At 60.9% G+C, this 13410-nt stretch carries 14 protein-coding genes; 9 read left to right on the plus strand and 5 right to left on the minus strand.

From position 1 onward, the window contains the following. Window positions 1–18: 18 nt before the first annotated feature. From ACWHVV_RS04740 to ACWHVV_RS04750, 3 genes are all read right to left on the minus strand, one after another. Window positions 19–954 carry a lysophospholipid acyltransferase family protein gene (locus ACWHVV_RS04740; RefSeq protein ID WP_447928326.1) on the minus strand — a complete coding sequence of 312 codons (936 nt, stop codon included), beginning with the start codon at window positions 952–954 and terminating at the stop codon, window positions 19–21. 3 nt (window positions 955–957) lie between these two features. Next, window positions 958–1359: a DUF4870 family protein gene (locus ACWHVV_RS04745; protein ID WP_447528081.1), complete on the minus strand. Its 402-nt coding sequence runs from the start codon at window positions 1357–1359 to the stop codon at window positions 958–960. A 136-nt stretch (window positions 1360–1495) separates the two neighbouring features. Then, a complete protein-coding gene (locus tag ACWHVV_RS04750) occupies window positions 1496–1879 on the minus strand; it encodes a VOC family protein (RefSeq protein ID WP_447528082.1) in 384 nt (127 codons plus the stop codon). Between the two features lie 340 nt (window positions 1880–2219). Here ACWHVV_RS04750 and ACWHVV_RS04755 point away from each other — a divergent pair, with 340 nt between their 5' ends. The 4 genes from ACWHVV_RS04755 to ACWHVV_RS04770 all read left to right on the plus strand — a co-directional run bounded on the left by ACWHVV_RS04755 (window position 2220) and on the right by ACWHVV_RS04770 (window position 7146). Further along, window positions 2220–3605 (plus strand): MFS transporter, encoded by a 1386-nt coding sequence (locus tag ACWHVV_RS04755; RefSeq protein WP_447928327.1) that lies wholly within the window; start codon window positions 2220–2222, stop codon window positions 3603–3605. Window positions 3606–3741: 136 nt separating this feature from the next. Beyond that, on the plus strand, window positions 3742–5526 hold the full coding sequence (locus ACWHVV_RS04760; protein WP_447928328.1) for an acyl-CoA dehydrogenase: 1785 nt from the start codon (window positions 3742–3744) through the stop codon (window positions 5524–5526). A gap of 23 nt (window positions 5527–5549) precedes the next feature. Then, the gene (locus ACWHVV_RS04765) at window positions 5550–6323 is read left to right on the plus strand and encodes an enoyl-CoA hydratase/isomerase family protein (RefSeq protein ID WP_447928329.1); all 774 of its coding nucleotides are present in this window, start codon (window positions 5550–5552) and stop codon (window positions 6321–6323) included. Between the two features lie 121 nt (window positions 6324–6444). Beyond that, window positions 6445–7146 carry a glutathione S-transferase family protein gene (locus tag ACWHVV_RS04770; RefSeq protein WP_447928330.1) on the plus strand — a complete coding sequence of 234 codons (702 nt, stop codon included), beginning with the start codon at window positions 6445–6447 and terminating at the stop codon, window positions 7144–7146. Window positions 7147–7188: 42 nt separating this feature from the next. On the opposite strand, the gene ACWHVV_RS04775 is transcribed toward ACWHVV_RS04770, so the two are convergent. Continuing rightward, on the minus strand, window positions 7189–8568 hold the full coding sequence (locus ACWHVV_RS04775; RefSeq protein WP_447928331.1) for a GntP family permease: 1380 nt from the start codon (window positions 8566–8568) through the stop codon (window positions 7189–7191). Between the two features lie 226 nt (window positions 8569–8794). Between ACWHVV_RS04775 and ACWHVV_RS04780 the strand changes: the two genes are divergently transcribed. The 4 genes from ACWHVV_RS04780 (at window position 8795) to ACWHVV_RS04795 (ending at window position 11480) form a co-directional block, all read left to right on the plus strand. Next, a complete protein-coding gene (locus tag ACWHVV_RS04780) occupies window positions 8795–9334 on the plus strand; it encodes a YaeQ family protein (protein WP_447928332.1) in 540 nt (179 codons plus the stop codon). A gap of 160 nt (window positions 9335–9494) precedes the next feature. Continuing rightward, window positions 9495–10487, plus strand: a complete 993-nt coding sequence (locus ACWHVV_RS04785; protein WP_447928333.1) for a lipid A deacylase LpxR family protein — start codon at window positions 9495–9497, stop codon at window positions 10485–10487. Between the two features lie 44 nt (window positions 10488–10531). Continuing rightward, complete coding sequence (locus ACWHVV_RS04790; protein ID WP_447895428.1) at window positions 10532–10876, plus strand: hypothetical protein; 345 nt, start codon at window positions 10532–10534, stop codon at window positions 10874–10876. A gap of 82 nt (window positions 10877–10958) precedes the next feature. Next, the gene (locus ACWHVV_RS04795; RefSeq protein WP_447895429.1) at window positions 10959–11480 is read left to right on the plus strand and encodes a DUF421 domain-containing protein; all 522 of its coding nucleotides are present in this window, start codon (window positions 10959–10961) and stop codon (window positions 11478–11480) included. 84 nt (window positions 11481–11564) lie between these two features. Here the strand turns inward: ACWHVV_RS04795 and yghU are convergent, their stop codons facing one another. Beyond that, window positions 11565–12422, minus strand: a complete 858-nt coding sequence (gene yghU / locus ACWHVV_RS04800) for a glutathione-dependent disulfide-bond oxidoreductase (RefSeq protein WP_447928334.1) — start codon at window positions 12420–12422, stop codon at window positions 11565–11567. Window positions 12423–12650: 228 nt separating this feature from the next. On the opposite strand from yghU, the gene ACWHVV_RS04805 reads away from it, so the two are divergent. Next, window positions 12651–13346, plus strand: coding sequence for an aspartate/glutamate racemase family protein (locus ACWHVV_RS04805; protein ID WP_447928335.1), 696 nt, complete (start codon window positions 12651–12653; stop codon window positions 13344–13346). Window positions 13347–13410 lie beyond the last annotated feature (64 nt).

Consider the following 13410-nt stretch of genomic DNA (forward strand, 5'->3'; position numbering starts at 1 on the left):
TAGCGGGTGTGGCGGGTATCAGTAAAGACGATATTGCTTGACGTTTTTAAGGCCCTGGGCCTCTTCGACGACCTTGCGATAGCGCTTGTACTCCCACTGATACTGCTCCGGGGCGAGCGCAATCGAGGCTTCGACACTTGCGTTGACGCCGGTGGCCGACGTGACGTCCTCTTCACTGTAGACGCGCTCGTCGGCATCCAAAAAATGGATCACGAAGCCCTTGCCCGGCACGCGAAGCGCCACGCCGGTGACGACGCGCGCCTGGGTGCGGGCAACGAGCTTGGGTAGCAGGGTCGCGGTGTAGGCCGGCCGCCCGAAAAACGGCGCGAAAACGCCGCTGCCCCAGTTGGGTTCCTGGTCGGGCAGGATACCGATCGCCTCGCTGCGTTTGAGCGCCTTCAAAAGGGCCGCCACGCCGCGCGGGTTAGTGGGTACCAGGCTTGCGCCCATGCGCTCGCGGCCGGGGCGAATGATCGGCTCCAGATCGGTGATCTTGGGGGGCTCGTACATGGCGGTGAAGGGAAAGTTGCTGGAGAGCCAGAAGTTGAGCACTTCCCAGTTGCCAAAGTGGGGGGCGAGTACGATTACGCCACGCCCCTCGGCTCGGGCGCTGTCCAGCTTGTCGCGGCCGTGCACCGCGACGATCGACGCGGCGACTCTTTCCGGCGCGGCCATCCACGCGAAGCCAAGCTCCAGCATGGTGGCCGTGGAGTGCTTGAGACTCTGCTTGGCGAGGTGCTTTTGCTCGTTGGCCGTAGCCGAAGGGTAGACCTCGTTGAGGTTGAGCTCGGTAACGCGGCGCTCACGCTTGCTGAAACGGTAAACCTGAGGGCCGAGCAGCGACGCCACGCGCCAGAGCGTCGTCAAGCGCCGCCGGGAAAGAGTCTTCCATAGCCAAGCGATGACGCGCGCCTGTAGCGCCCCGCGCCGCGTACCGCGATCCTCGTCCTGCATGGATCAGATGAGCCAGGTATCGACATTGGAAGGCGCGCGTCCTTCCTGCAGCGCCTTGAAACCGACGACAATGCGGACGATCATCCAGACCGCGAGTAGTACTAACATGAGTATGCCGATGACAAACAAGAACAAGAATAATGAGATGACACTGTAAACCATGCCGATCCAGAAGGTACGGATTTGATAGCGGTAGTGTTCATCGAGCCATTCGGGGCCTTTGCCGCGATAGACATAAGCGATGATCAGCCCTACCAGCATCGTAAAACCACCGGTGACGTAACCGGCGAGATAAAGGGCATAGTTCACCATGACAAAGGTGGTGTCGGGCTTCTTGGCGACGCTGCCTGTCTGTGCTTCGCTGCCTACGACATCGCCGTTCAGTGGGGTGTTGTCATCTTGCATGGGTACTCCTGTTGTTACAAATGTCGTTACAAACAATGGTGTCCAGCATCTCGGCGATGCGGGTGAAGGCGCTATAATAGCGCGGATGACAACCGGTATCATCGGTGGAGAGTAACTTTTTCTTAGCCTCCCCGGTTCAACGTCCCAGCGGGCGGCAGATTTCCAGCAGGTTGCCGTCCGGGTCGCGCAGGTACACCGACTCGATCGTGCTACTCGCTCCCTGGCGCTGTACCGGGCCAAGTTCTATCTCGACGGAAAGCGCCTCGAGGTGGTCGATGAACTCCTCCAGCGGCAGTTGGCAGCGCAGGCACAAGTCCAGGCTGCCCGGCGTGGGCGTAGCGGAAATCGGCGCGATATCCGTATCGGTTTGATGCAGGCGCAGCGCGGTATCGCCCAGCATCAGGTCCACCCGCTGGGCGTCGCGATAGCGCACGTCGAGCCCGAGCACGCGGGAGTAGAAATCCACGGCGCGGCCCATGTCGGTTACGGTTACTACTAAATGGTCCAGGCCTGTGAGCATGTCACCTTCCTTAATACGTTCCTGAAAAGATTATCGTGATCCGGGGCTTTCTTGATCAGTACCAGGATGATACGCCAGCCCGGTCGTTGAGTGTCAGTTAATCATTGGCCGGCAAGCCAGGTAGTACTTGCACCCTGGTAATATTACCGTAAACGCCGCGTCGGGTTGGATAAAGGACGGGCTCTCTCAGCCGATAGTTAACATACGATATAAAAAGCGTTGACTTTAAAGCGCCGAGCGCAATAATTGCGCGCCCGTTTTCTTGCCCTGTGTGTGTACCGGCAAAGAAGCGGCCGGTACGGTACTCAATACCATTATGGCAAGGCAAGGTGAGGTGGGCATGTCGCGGCAACTGTTGGCTATGGCGCTTGCGCCGTTATTGGGGCTTTTCATTCTGGGGATCGGCAACGGCTTTTTGGCCACGCTGATCACCCTTCGCCTGGACGCGGCGGGCGAATCCGCGACGCTGATCGGTGTCGTGTCGTCGGCCTACTTCATCGGCCTGGCGTTTGGCGCCATGTTCAACGACCGGCTGCTGGTGCGTATTGGCCATATTCGCGCTTATGGCAGCTTCGCCTCGCTGGTCGCCGTGACCGTTTTGCTGCAAGGGCTTTTCTTCGACCCCTGGGCGTGGTTCGTGCTGCGTTTGATCGGCGGCTGGGCCACGGTGGGCGTCTACCTGGTCATCGAAAGCTGGCTTTTGACCGCTGGCGATCAAAAGGTGCGCGGCCGGCTGCTCGCCCTTTACATGATTTCGCTCTACGCCGCCGGGGTGGTGGGCCAGCTTCTGTTAGGCGTGACCAACGCCATGGGCGTGACCGCGCCCTTCATGGTGATCGGTATGCTGGCGTCGCTTTCGGTGTTGCCCATGGCGATGATTCCCCGCGTCTCCCCCTTGATCGAACACGCTGAACCGCTGCCGCCGCACCGGCTGATCACCATGACCCCCACGGGCGTGATGGGCAGCCTTGGCTCGGGCATGGTAGTGGCCGCCGCCTACTCGCTTTTACCGCTTTATCTGCAACGCATCGGCATGAGTGTGGGCCAGGTCGGCCAAATGATGGCCGTGTTGATCCTCGGGGCGATGCTGCTTCAATATCCCATTGGCCGCTGGTCCGACCGCCACGACCGGCAAATGGTGCTGATCGGTATCAGCGCGTTCTGTATCGTGATTTCCGGTGCGATGCTCTGGCTGACGCTTTCGACCCCTGTGCTGGCCGTATTGTTGTTTTTGCTCGGTGGTGGTGTGTTCGCCTTCTACCCGGTGGCCGTGAGCCACGCCGCCGACCGGGCGCCCGCCGGCGCTTTGGTGCGTATGAGCCAAGGGCTTTTGCTGATCAACTCCATCGGCGCAACCTTGAGCCCGCTACTGATTTCCCCGGTGATGACGTCTGTTGGCGACGCCGGGCTTTTCTGGGCGTTCGGCGCCATGAGCCTGTTCTTTTTGCTGTTCTTTGGCTGGCGGCGCAGCGTGCGCCCGGCACCGCTACCGGTGGCGCCGTTTACCGCAACAGCGCCGATGTCCAGCGCCGGCGCCGAACTGATCGTCACCGAGGAGCTGGTTCAAGGGGCGCTGGAGCACGAACACCTGGAGGATCTCTCCCAGGTCGTTCCCGAGGTGGACGTGGCGGAGCCGATGGTGGGCCCGCCGGCCGAGGACGAAGTGCACATTACCTACTACGACGATGTCGAGGGCGTTCATCGCCCCCAGGCGCCGACCCTTTAAGCCAGTAAAGGCCCCCGGTGAATCCAAAGGGTGTGATACCTTGGGTGAATAGTGTGCAAACGCTCGTTTGACTACCATGCTGTAGTTAACGATTACGCGTTTTCAAACGTCACTTCACCTGGGTTGAGGGGTTGCCATGAAGGATTATGTCGCGCCGGTTCGCGATCTGCGCTTTGTACTCGAAGAGATGCTGGCGCATCGTTCGCTGGCGCTGCCCGGCTTTGAGGAGGCCACGCCGGATCTGGTCGAAGCCGTGCTCGAAGAGGCCGCTAAACTGGCCGGCGATGTTTGGGGCCCACTGAATCGCGTGGGTGACCAGCAGGGCGCCACGCGCCACCCGGACGGCAGTGTCACCACACCAGAAGGCTTTGCCAGCGCCTACCAGGCTTTTGTGGAAGGCGGCTGGAACGGTATTGGCGTGCGTGAAGCGCTGGGCGGTCAGAACCTGCCCGAAGTCGTGGCCAGTGCGGTGCAGGAGATGCTTCACGGCGCCAATATGGCGCTGGGTCTGTGCCCCATGCTCACCGCCGGCGCGATCGAGGCACTGGCCCATCATGGAAGCGACGCGCTCAAAGCGACTTACCTGCCCCAACTGGTCGAAGGGCGCTGGACCGGCACGATGAACCTGACCGAGTCTCAGGCCGGGTCGGATCTTTCCAAGGTGCGCACCAAAGCCGTTCCCGAAGGCGATCACTACCGCATCAGCGGCCAGAAAATCTACATCACCTGGGGCGAGCACGACGCCGCGGAAAACATCATTCACCTGGTGCTGGCCCGCAAACCCGATGCGCCGGAAGGCAACAAGGGCATTTCACTGTTTTTGGTGCCCAAATTTCTCGTCAATGACGATGGCTCGCTCGGTGAGCGTAATGACGTCACCTGCGCCTCCATCGAACACAAGCTCGGCATTCACGGCTCGCCGACCTGCACGCTCAGCTTCGGCGAGCAGGGCGGGGCGATTGGCTACCTGGTGGGTGAAGAGGGACGCGGGCTCAATCACATGTTCACCATGATGAACGAAGCGCGCCACAAGGTCGGCATTCAGGGCATTGGCGTGGCCGAGCGTGCCTGCCAGCACGCTGCGGATTACGCCCAGGAACGCGTTCAGGGGCGTCTTTCCAGCGCCCGCGGCGGTAAGGAGTCCACGATTAGCGAGCACCTGGACGTCAAGCGCATGCTGCTCTCCATGCGCGCGCGTACCGATGCGCTCCGGGCGTTGGCTCTTTACTGCGCCGGCCAGCTCGATATTGCACGCCGCAGCGATACGCCCGCCGAGCGCGAGGCCGCCCAGGCGCTGATCGACGTTTTGATTCCCATCGTCAAAAGCTTCTCGACCGACCAGGCGGTGGATATCGCCTCCCTGGGCATTCAGGTGCACGGCGGCATGGGCTACGTGGAGGAAACCGGGGCGGCCCAGCTTCTGCGCGACGTGCGCATCGCGCCCATTTACGAAGGCACCAACGGTATTCAGGCGCTGGACCTGGCCGGGCGCAAGCTCCAGCGCGATGACGGCGCAGCGCTTACGCGCCTGATCGAGCGCGTCGAGCAAACCGCCAGCGCCCTGGGCGATGACGCGGGCCTGGCGCATCTGGGGGAAGCGCTCGGCCAGGGCGCCCAGGATCTGCGCGCGGCGATGGCCATCGTGCTCGAGCAGGGCAAGGATTTGGATCGCGGTGTCGATGCGGTTCAGGCCTACGCCACGCCGTTTCTGAACCTGGCCGGGCACGTCTTCTGCGCCTGGCAGATGGGCGAGGCGGCGCTTGCTGCTACCCGTGCGCAAAGTAGCGATGCGTTCTACAAGGCCAAGCTTGCCAGCGCGCATTTCGTCATTACCCAATGGCTGCCGGTCGGTCGGGCCCAGCGCGCGGTGATCGAAGCGGGCTATGAGTGCCTGATGGATGTCGATGGCGACCCATCCTGATCCCTAATAAAAAAGGAGCCAACATGAGCGAACAGGTAATCGAGAAAAACGACAACGACGGCGTCGTAACGCTGACGATCAACCGGCCCAAGGCGCTGAACGCGCTCAATGGCGAGGTGCTCGAAGCGCTTGCAACGCACCTTGACGCCCTCGAGCGCCAGACCAACCTTCGCCTGGTGCTGTTCACCGGGGCCGGGGAGAAGTCCTTCGTAGCCGGGGCGGATATTACCGAGATGCGCGACAAGGACCCTGAGCAGGCGCGCGCGTTCGCCAAACAGGCGCTGGGGACCATCAAGCGCCTTGAAACGCTGCCGGTACCGGTCGTGGCGCTGGTCAACGGGTTCTGTCTGGGCGGCGGCTGTGAACTGGCGCTGGCCTGCGACTGGGCGGTGGCAAGCGATAACGCCGTGTTCGGCCAGCCCGAGGTATTACTGGGCGTGATTCCAGGCTTTGGCGGCACCCAGCGCCTGCCGCGTCGGGTCGGCCCCGCCCTGGCGATGGACCTGGTCACCACCGGGCGCAAGATCGACGCCCAGGAAGCGCTGCGTATCGGCCTGGTCAATCGCGTCATGCCCCAGGCGGAGCTTGCAAACTACGTCGAAGAGCTCACCCAACAGCTCAAGGGCAACGGCCGCCAGGCGGTGCGCGCCGCCAAACAGGCGGTGCACGACGGCATGGACCAGGACCTGGACAGCGCCCTGGCGCTGGAAACCAGCCTGTTCGCCCTCTGCTTTGCCGGGGCCGAGCAACAAGAAGGCATGAGCGCCTTCGTCGAAAAACGCTCCGCGAAGTTCTAATGACATTGTTCTAATCTCACTGCTTTCATTTCATTAACGCTCGCACCGTTATTAAGGGGTGGCCCAAGGGTCACCCCTCTTTTATGCTCGAAGGCTCTCTCATTAAATGCGTGGTGCTGCGATGTACGATCTTCATATCGCCAATAAAAACTACTCCTCCTGGTCGCTTCGTCCTTGGGTGTTAATGACGGCCCTGAACATCCCCTTTAACGAACACGTTACGCCGTTTGAAGGCGGTGCGGGGGAGAGCCACGACAGTTTCATTCGCTTCTCGCCCTCGGCAATGGTGCCTTGCCTGGTGGCCGCTGATGACGAGGCGGGCCCGGTGTGGGACTCGCTGGCGATTATCGAGTATTTGGCCGAGGTTCATCCTGGCGTGTGGCCGGAAAACCGCGCCGCCCGCGCCTGGGCACGCTCGGCAAGCGCTGAAATGCACAGCGGCTTTGGTGCGCTGCGCGGCGAGTGCCCGATGAACTGTGGGGTGCGCGTTAAGCCAAACGCTTTTTCAGCGGCGCTGGAAAAGGATCTGACGCGCCTGGATGCGCTGTGGCAAGAGGGACTCGAGCGTTTTGGTGGCCCCTTTTTAGCCAGTGAGCAGTTTAGCGGTGTCGATGCTTTCTTCGCCCCGGTCGCGTTTCGCGTACAGACATTCGGATTACCGCTAAGCGAGCGCTCGCGCGGATACGTCGATCGCTTGCTGGCGCTTCCCGCCATGCGGGCCTGGTATGAAGGGGCGTTAGCGGAAGCTTGGCGCGAGCCTAATCATGAGAAAGACACACTTGCGAACGCCACTTTATTAAACGATGAGCGTAGCAAGGCATAATGAAGAGGCGGGCAGCGGCCCGCCTCTGGTAGGCAAACGGTTTTAAAACAACAGGAAAATCAGGTAGGCGAGAATAAAGCCGACCAGCGATTCAAGCGCTTGCTGGACTGTCCAGGTCTTGAGCGTGGTTTTGACATCCATGCCCAGCAGTCGACCGACCAGCCAGAAGCCCGAGTCGTTGACGTGGCCGGCAAATACCGAGCCCGCCGCGGTGGCGATGGTGATGGCGACGACCTGCATATCCGTGAAGCCTCCTCCGATGACGGCGGGGGCCATCAGACCCGCCGCGGTGACCAGTGCGACCGTGGCCGAGCCCTGCGCCAAGCGCATGATGACGGCGATCACGTAGGCCGCCACGATCACCGGCAGCCCCAGGTCACTGAGCGAGCCGGAGAGCGCATCGCCAATGCCCGAGGCGCGCAGAACGCCGCCGAACATGCCGCCAGCCCCGGTGATGAGCACCACCGAGCAGATCGGCCCCAGCGACGAATCCAGCACTTTTTCGAGCGCATTGCCCTCCACGCCGCGGCGGTGCCCCAGTACCAGCATGGCGACCAGCGTCGAGATCAAAAGCGCCACCGGCGTGCTGCCCAGGGCGCGTAACAGCTGAAACCACGCCTGGCCGCTGTCGACCGCGCCGAGTGAGCGCAGGAAGTCGAGGCCGGTATTCATGAAGATCAGCACTAACGGCAGCAGCAGCATGAAGAGGATCGTGCCTACCGCCGGCGGGTTGGTGATCTCTTCATCCTTGACGTCCCCAAACAGCGCCTTGCCTAGCGGGAAAGGATGCCTTTTGGCAACGATTTTGCCCCACATATAGCCGGACACCCACCAAAGCGGCAAGGCGATGACCACCCCGGTAAGCATCAAAAGCCCCAGATTGGCGTCGTAGTACTCGGCGGCGCTGACCGGGCCCGGGTGCGGGGGAAGGAACACGTGCATGACCGAAAACGCCGCGGCGGCGGGCATGGCGTAAAGTAGAATTGGACCACCCAGTTTACGCGCTACGGCGAAGATGATCGGCAGCATGACGATCAAGCCGGCATCGAAGAAAATCGGAAAACCCATCAGCAGCGATGCGACGCCCAGCGCCAGGGGAGCGCGCTGCTCGCCGAACAGCTCGATCATCTTGTCGGCCAGCACGCGCGCCCCGCCAGAGTGCTCCACCAGCTTGCCAAGCATGGCGCCAAGGCCCACCAGCAGCGCCACGGCGCCAAGCGTTCCCCCGAAGCTGTCGACCAGGGTGGGCACGATGGCATCAAAAGGGATGTTGGTCGCAAGCGCGGTGAGAAAGCTGATCACGATCAAGGCCAAAAAGGCGTGTACCTTGAATCTGATGATCAGCAGCAGAAGCAGCAAAACGGCTACTGCGGCAATTCCCAGCAAGGGGCCCGCCGACATCGTTTGCGTCCATCCATCCATGAGCGTGCTCCAGGGTCAGTAGTGTTGGGTCATCGGCAGCTAAATGTTATCGGTAACATCGTGGTGTTTGCATGGTAGAGCATGACCCCGGACGTTAAACACTCGACCTTGGTTTAATACTGCTTCGTACAAAGTGAGCCATCGTTCGGGCGCGCCGCGCCTGGAAGCGGCGCGAGGGCAGCGCAAATCCGTTACACTAACGGCCACATTAAATCGGACGACCTCAATGGCTTTAAGCGCGACCCCCTATAAAGTGGATCTGAACCTGACCGACCTGGACCGCAACGTATTCGAAACGCTGCGTTTCACCGTGGCCCGGCATCCTTCCGAAACCGAAGAGCGCCTGTGCGCGCGCCTTTTGGCCTTTGTTCTCTGGTATAGCGAAGCGCTCGGTTTTGGCCGTGGGCTTTCCGACGTAGACGAACCGGCGCTTTGGGAGAAAAGCCTGGATGGCCGCGTGCTTCACTGGATCGAGGTAGGCCAGCCCGACGCCGAGCGCCTGACCTGGTGCTCGCGCCGCGCCGAGCGCGTTTCGCTGCTCGCCTACGGGCGAACGGACCAGTGGGAGGCAAAGGTCCTGCCAGGCGTTGCCTCGCTCAAGAATCTACACGTGGCGACCCTGCCCGAGTCGGCCCTTTCGGCCGTGGCCGCCGACCTGCCCCGGGCGATCAACTGGGCTATAATGATCAGTGATGGCTCACTATTTGTGACCAACGATGCCGGGCAGCACGAAGTCACCCCGAACTGGCTGATTCGCGAGCGCTAAGACGCCGCTTGTATCGCTATCATGCTCAATGGATTGACGCGGGCCTGGAAACATCGAAGGGAAAAGTACGCCCACTAAATAAATTTTTAGTAGCATACAGCCAAAAATGTATATAAGCGTCTACGCTTACCGGGTCCCCGAACGCCTCAAGGAACGAAACATGAACGTATCTTCTGCCAAACGGCGGAACGCCTTTGCTATTGCCGCTTCTTTTTTGCTGTTATCACCGCTCGCCGCAGCCAGCGACAGCGCCTTAACGCTCAAGATCGAAAACGACGGCCTCGCCAGTAGCGACGACAACCATTTTACCAGCGGTTTCGAGCTCAACTACGGTTACGCCCCGGGCAACGAAAGCTGGACTCAGCGCATGGCCACCGCCTTGCCCGATGCCGTCATCGGCCAGGCCGACCAGGTGGCGTTTCGGCTGGTGCATCAGATTTACACCCCGGAACTGATCGAGGTGCCTACGCTGATCGAGGAGGACCGGCCGTATGCCGGTCTGGTGTTTGCCGGCATGTCGTTTTACGAAGACACGCCCATTACCCAGAACATTACTCGGGCTACGGACCTGCACCTGGACGTAGGCCTGGTCGGGCCGTCCTCCCAGGCCGATAGCATTCAGCGCGAAGTGCACCGCATCACCGATAGCGACCGGCCGCGGGGTTGGGACAACCAGCTAAGCGATGAGCCGATCGCCAACGCGACCCTGCGCCGCCAGTGGTGGATCGACATGCCGCTGGCCGGCAAGCAGTTCGCCCACGGCCCGAGCCTGGGCGCGGCGCTGGGTAACCTTTATACCTACGCAAGTGCGGGCTACGGCGTGCGCTGGGGCGATGACGCCAGCGGCGTGCCCACGATTACGCCCAACCCCGGCAATCGCGGGCAGTTTGAAAGCACCCACGGCTGGCAGTGGTATCTGTTCGCCAACGTGGACGGCTACTACATGGCGCATAATCTGACCCTAGACGGCAACGTTTTCTCGTCGAGCCACTCGGTCGACAGCAAGGAGTGGGTAGCCGACGCCTCCGCCGGACTGGCGCTGGCCTACGACGACTGGCAGGTCAACTACACCGCGCTCAAGCGTACCAAGGAGTTCGACGGTCAGGAGAGCCACGACACCATTGGTTCGATCACGCTGACCAAGCGTTTCTAGGTCGTTGAAGCGTCGCCAACGCCGTATCTGACGAGGGCCGTTGTATGCCAAAAGCGCCGTTTCCTCATACCCCGGATGGCCGCTACTTCGTGGCCAAAAACCGGCTTTGGCGCTGTACCGACCCGCGCCTGGACGAGGACGAAGAGCAAAAGCACGTCAACGCCTTGATGAAGGCGCGTCGCGCGGTCAAAACCGCCAAGGACCAGGACGACGAGCAGGCGTTGAAAAAAGCCCGGGCCGACGTGCAAAGCGCCAAAGAGGCGCTGGGCGAACGCGGCCCGGTCTGGTGGGACGACGGTGCGCCGGACGAGAACGAGTGCGCCCCTAAAAACAGCTCCTACGCCGAGTGGTGGAGTGAGTACCAAAAGCGCCAGGCCGACCCACAATGAGTCCGAAGTAATCCCCACTGACGGTCCTGGATCGAGTGACTACACTCAACGTCCATGAATCGAAAACGGCGGCGTATTACGTATGGACATGATGTTTTTTAGCGGTTGGGAAAGCCTGGTGCGCACGCTGGTGGTCGGTGTACTGGCTTACTTCGTGCTGATCGTCTTTTTGCGGATTTCGGGTAATCGTACGCTCTCCAAGATGAACGCCTTCGACATGATCGTGACGGTCGCGCTGGGTTCGACCCTTGCCACGGTGCTGCTCTCCAAGGACGTGGCACTGGCCGAAGGCACGCTGGCCCTGGCCTTGCTGATTGCGCTTCAGTATCTGATTACCTGGCTCAGCGTGCGGGTGGGCTGGGTCAAGCGAGCGGTGACCGGCGAGCCGCTGATGCTGCTCTATCAAGGCGAGCTTTTGGTAGACGCGCTCTACAAGGCCCGGGTGACCGCCGACGAAGTACGCTCGGCGGTGCGCGCAAGCGGGCTTGCCCACATGAACGAGGCCGCGGCGGTCGTGCTGGAAACCGATGGTTCGCTCTCGGTGGTGACTAGCCAAAGCCCCGGCGAGCGCACGAGCCTTCAAGACGTTCGCGGTCCGCACTAAAGGCGCTAACATTTTGGTGGGTTATCAACGCAAAACGGCCCTCTCGAGGGCCGTTTTGCTGTGCGATGGGTAAGCGGTCGACCCTTACACTTTATCCTGGGTCTTGTACTCGAAGTCGCTGGCGTCGTGGCGCTCGTGAAGCTGCTCGCTCTCATCGCCCCAGGTCTTGTTGACCATGCGGCCACGCTTGACCGCCGGGCGCTCGTCGAGCTCCTCGGCCCAGCGAACCACGTTTTTGTAAGTGTGCGCCTGGAGGAATTCCGCCGCTTCGTAGACCCGGTTTTTCACCAGTGCCCCGTACCAGGGGTAAATCGCCATGTCGGCGATGGTGTACTCGTCACCGGCCATGTAGCGGTTGTCCGCCAGGTGGCGGTCGAGTACGTCGAGCTGGCGCTTCACTTCCATGGTGTAGCGGTCGATCGGGTACTGATAGCTTTCCGGCGCGTAGGCGTAGAAGTGGCCGAAGCCCCCGCCTAGAAGCGGCGCGCTGCCCATCTGCCAGAAAAGCCAGGAGAGTGTTTCGGTACGCTTGGCCGGGTCAGTCGGCAAAAAGGCGTCGAATTTCTCGGCCAGGTACAGCAAAATCGAGCCCGACTCGAATACCCGCTGGGGCGGGGTAACGCTGTGATCCATCATCGCCGGAATCTTGGAGTTCGGATTCACCTCCACGAAACCGCTGCCGAACTGATCGCCCTCGCCAATCTGAATGAGGTGGGCGTCATAATCGGCTTCCTTGATGCCCTTTTCTAGAAGCTCCTCGAGAAGAATGGTCACCTTGACGCCGTTGGGCGTGGCCAACGAATAAAGCTGAAGCGCATGCTTGCCAACCGGCAGCGGTTTTTCCTCCCGAGCGCCCGCCGTCGGGCGGTTGATATTCGCGAATTTGCCCCCGTTACCGGGTTCCCACTCCCAAACACGTGGCGGTGTGTAGCTATCGCTCATCAAAACGGCTCCTGGTCTTAACAATCGTCTTTAGCGCCACCGCTTCAATCAATGGCGCTCTCGAATATTAACATGCTCTAAACGTAGTCTCTCACCCCTCATCAAGCTAGTGAAAACCCGCTATAGGACGTATATGCTTAATTAATTTGCAGCCAAACGATCCAATTCAACAGGTTCAATTCAACAGGTTCAATTCAACAGGTTCATTTCAACAGCGGGAGAGGCGATATGCGAACGATCGGTGTGCTGGGCGGCATGAGCTGGGAATCCACCCAAAGCTATTACAAAGCGCTGAATGAGGGGGTCAACGAGGCGCTCGGGGGCTTACACTCCGCCTCGATCGCCATGGTGAGCGTCGACTTTGCCGAGATCGAGGCGCTTCAGTGCGCAGGCGATTGGGACGGTGCCGGCCAGCACCTGGCCGAGGCGGCCAAACGGGTAGAGGGGGCCGGTGCAGGCTGTTTGCTGCTGGCTACCAACACAATGCACAAAGTCGCGCCGGCTATCGAACAGGCGATTCGAATTCCGCTTCTACACATAGCGGACGCCACCGGCGAGCGGTGTCAAAAGGACGGCATCAGCCGCGTCGGGCTTTTGGGCACGCGCTTTACCATGGAGCAGGATTTTTATAAAGCGCGCCTCAAACAGCGCTACGGTATCGACGTGGTGATTCCCGATGAAGCTCAGCGCGAAAGCGTCCACCGGGTGATTTTCGAAGAGCTTTGTCGGGGCAAAATCTTTGATGCGTCCCGCCAGCGCTATCTCGAAATCATCGATGCTTTAAAGGCGCAGGGTGCCGAGGCCGTGGTGCTGGGCTGTACCGAGATTGCGCTGCTGGTCGACCAGACGCATAGCCCCGTGCCGCTGTTGGATACGACCGCCCTGCACGCGCAAAAAGCGGTGGCCTGGGCGCTCGAAGCGTAAATCGCGGCAACTAAACAAGTCCTGGACGTTAGTCGCAAGCGGCCTTTATTGCTTTGACACCGCG

The organism is Vreelandella sp. EE27 (assembly GCF_968206495.1).

What these genes read in the sequence shown, in the direction of transcription:
- ACWHVV_RS04740 (WP_447928326.1), bottom strand. Translation starts at nt 954, where the DNA reads ATGCAGGACGAGGATCGCGGTACGCGGCGCGGGGCGCTACAGGCGCGC.
- ACWHVV_RS04745 (WP_447528081.1), bottom strand. Translation starts at nt 1,359, where the DNA reads ATGCAAGATGACAACACCCCACTGAACGGCGATGTCGTAGGCAGCGAA.
- ACWHVV_RS04750 (WP_447528082.1), bottom strand. Translation starts at nt 1,879, where the DNA reads ATGCTCACAGGCCTGGACCATTTAGTAGTAACCGTAACCGACATGGGC.
- ACWHVV_RS04755 (WP_447928327.1), top strand. Translation starts at nt 2,220, where the DNA reads ATGTCGCGGCAACTGTTGGCTATGGCGCTTGCGCCGTTATTGGGGCTT.
- ACWHVV_RS04760 (WP_447928328.1), top strand. Translation starts at nt 3,742, where the DNA reads ATGAAGGATTATGTCGCGCCGGTTCGCGATCTGCGCTTTGTACTCGAA.
- ACWHVV_RS04765 (WP_447928329.1), top strand. Translation starts at nt 5,550, where the DNA reads ATGAGCGAACAGGTAATCGAGAAAAACGACAACGACGGCGTCGTAACG.
- ACWHVV_RS04770 (WP_447928330.1), top strand. Translation starts at nt 6,445, where the DNA reads ATGTACGATCTTCATATCGCCAATAAAAACTACTCCTCCTGGTCGCTT.
- ACWHVV_RS04775 (WP_447928331.1), bottom strand. Translation starts at nt 8,568, where the DNA reads ATGGATGGATGGACGCAAACGATGTCGGCGGGCCCCTTGCTGGGAATT.
- ACWHVV_RS04780 (WP_447928332.1), top strand. Translation starts at nt 8,795, where the DNA reads ATGGCTTTAAGCGCGACCCCCTATAAAGTGGATCTGAACCTGACCGAC.
- ACWHVV_RS04785 (WP_447928333.1), top strand. Translation starts at nt 9,495, where the DNA reads ATGAACGTATCTTCTGCCAAACGGCGGAACGCCTTTGCTATTGCCGCT.
- ACWHVV_RS04790 (WP_447895428.1), top strand. Translation starts at nt 10,532, where the DNA reads ATGCCAAAAGCGCCGTTTCCTCATACCCCGGATGGCCGCTACTTCGTG.
- ACWHVV_RS04795 (WP_447895429.1), top strand. Translation starts at nt 10,959, where the DNA reads ATGGACATGATGTTTTTTAGCGGTTGGGAAAGCCTGGTGCGCACGCTG.
- yghU (WP_447928334.1), bottom strand. Translation starts at nt 12,422, where the DNA reads ATGAGCGATAGCTACACACCGCCACGTGTTTGGGAGTGGGAACCCGGT.
- ACWHVV_RS04805 (WP_447928335.1), top strand. Translation starts at nt 12,651, where the DNA reads ATGCGAACGATCGGTGTGCTGGGCGGCATGAGCTGGGAATCCACCCAA.